Source organism: Hydrocoleum sp. CS-953, assembly GCF_002260545.1.
Taxonomy (GTDB): domain Bacteria; phylum Cyanobacteriota; class Cyanobacteriia; order Cyanobacteriales; family Microcoleaceae; genus Trichodesmium.
On record NZ_LGSU01000119.1, the window covers coordinates 1 to 2,210 of the forward strand.

A 2,210-nucleotide genomic window follows, 5' to 3' on the forward strand; every position below is an offset into this window, starting at 1 on the left:
TTACATCAAGTTGGAAATAACTATTTATATGTGAATCGTGGTTTAGGAACTTATTTTCCAGGGAGATTATTTTGTCGGCCAGAAGTTACAGTAATTACATTAGAAACTAATTAGGGTGCATTAAATGTACTCTATTTTTTTTAGGGTACTAATTTTTAGCCATAAATTTGTAGAGGTGGGTTTCAACCTAAATAATTAGATACAAGGATTTTTATCTAATTATGAAATCTACCTCAATTTTTTGGTTACAGTCATATATTTATAAGCTCCTGAACATTTAAGATTATATTCAGTTAATATAGTAATCCTATTTTAGTTGTAGTATTTTGGTGGTAGGGGCGATCCGAATTCGACCCGACAGGAGTCATAATTTCAAAGGCTTTAAATTGAAATTAACTATTATGAAACTTGTTACAACCTATTTAGGACTGCTATACCGATTATAAAACATTGGTTAACCTAGTTAGCTTAAATTGGATTGAGGAAAATACTTCGGATCTTATCCGCAGAATAAACCTAAAAAAGACATATTATCAATGACTATCTAAACTTTCAGATAAACTATCAAACTAAAACTTTTGAGATTATAGACATATTCCAACATCCTATTCAAAGTTAACTTTATTGATGACTAAATACTTATTAATATAAAGACAGCGATCGCCTAATTGTCTGCGCGAGTAACTTATACCCTTTCACAGAAGTTAGACTTTATAGTTTCAGGCAATTATTTGACATTTAAAGTCTGAAACTGTTTGTGACATCCCTAAATTGAATTGCTGTTACCAAAACTTATTAAGAAAAAATATATTTATGGAAGAGTTTATTAGAAAGCTACTAACAAATTTTGTCGAACTAACTATTTTTTCCCTAATGCTGTCATTGGGGCTAAACTTAACCATCAAGCAAGTCACGTTATTATGGCGAAAACCAAAAATATTACTTAGTTTTTTATTAGCAGTAGATATATTAGTTCCCATTGTTGCATTACTAATAGTATTACTATTATTCGATCTGCCACAATCAGTCAAAATAGGTCTAATATTAATGGCAGTATGTCCAGGCGCACCACTTACCACCAGAAAAATAGTCCAAGCAAAAGGCAATTTTCCCTATACAGTAAGTTTTCAGGTAACAGTCTCTCTGTTAGCAGTAATTACCGTTCCCTTACTGTTAGCAATTTTAAGTTCTCTGTTTCCCCCTGATGTTGATATCTTACCCAGACAAGTTGCCGAACAAGTAACATTTGCTCAGTTACTCCCCATCAGCATTGGCATTGCTATTAGAGAAGCATGGCCGCAACTTGCTGATGATATGGGAAAACCACTAACGAAAATTGCTAACGTAATGTTCATAGTGTTGGTTATTTTTGTTTTGGTAAAGAGTCTGGATATTGTTCTGGGTTTGAGTTGGTTATCAGTAGTAGCAATTATTTTGATGACAGTTTTATCTTTAGCGATCGGTCATTTATTGGGGGGGCCAAGAGAAGATACTCGTACAGCTTTAGCAGTTTTCTGTGCCACTCGTAACCCTGGTTTAGCATTATTAATTGCTAGTTTGAATTTTCCCCAGTTGGGGGTATTGCCAACACTGGTAGCTTATGTGTTAGTGGGAGCTTTAGCTTCTATTCCTTATCTGAGCTGGCGCAAACGTATTGCTGCTCAACGTGCTGAAGTAGAAATGGAAATATAGATGTAATAGACCTCTCCCAATAAAGATATAGACTTTTGGAAAGAGTAGGGAACAGGGAACAGGGAACATATTTTTAGGAAAAAGGTACGAAAAATGATTTAGGCAACTGAATTTTACAACTCTAGCTTATGTTAGAGTTATTTTTGCGAAGCTCCCAAAACCAGACTTAAGGCTTTATCCAAGGAATTATCAGAGTCTCGATCCAACCTCTTAGAAAAAATCTACTCAAAACGAGTAATTGTATCCATCTCGTCTGTGAATGGGTTGGATATGATTTCGAGATACAGACAAGATTTTATCCCCATGTCGGATATCAAAATTACCTTTACTTCTGACAGTTTTAATCCTGACTCCTTTTAATCCAATATTTTTCCCTTTGACGAAATTGATAATGTCTCCTGTTTTCCAACCACCTACAGGTTTTTTAGCCTGATAACCCTTGCGGGGAAAACCATATTTGTCCATTTGTACCATCTTTCTGCAACCATGTCCCATTGCTGTTACCACTAATGGTTGAG

The 2,210-nt window shown here is 34.7% G+C and carries 1 protein-coding gene and 2 pseudogenes; 2 read left to right on the top strand and 1 reads right to left on the bottom strand.

Annotation, left to right across the window (positions count from 1 at the left end; genetic code table 11):
• Together AFK68_RS40810 and AFK68_RS00815 are read left to right on the top strand one after the other, a co-directional pair.
• Window positions 1-114 (top strand): annotated as a pseudogene (locus AFK68_RS40810) (metallophosphoesterase); the annotation flags it as partial.
• A gap of 699 nt (window positions 115-813) precedes the next feature.
• Window positions 814-1,692 carry a bile acid:sodium symporter family protein gene (locus tag AFK68_RS00815; RefSeq protein WP_094670869.1) on the top strand — a complete coding sequence of 293 codons (879 nt, stop codon included), beginning with the start codon at window positions 814-816 and terminating at the stop codon, window positions 1,690-1,692.
• A 225-nt stretch (window positions 1,693-1,917) separates the two neighbouring features.
• Here AFK68_RS00815 and AFK68_RS00820 read toward each other — a convergent pair.
• Window positions 1,918-2,210 (bottom strand): annotated as a pseudogene (locus AFK68_RS00820) (HNH endonuclease); the annotation flags it as partial.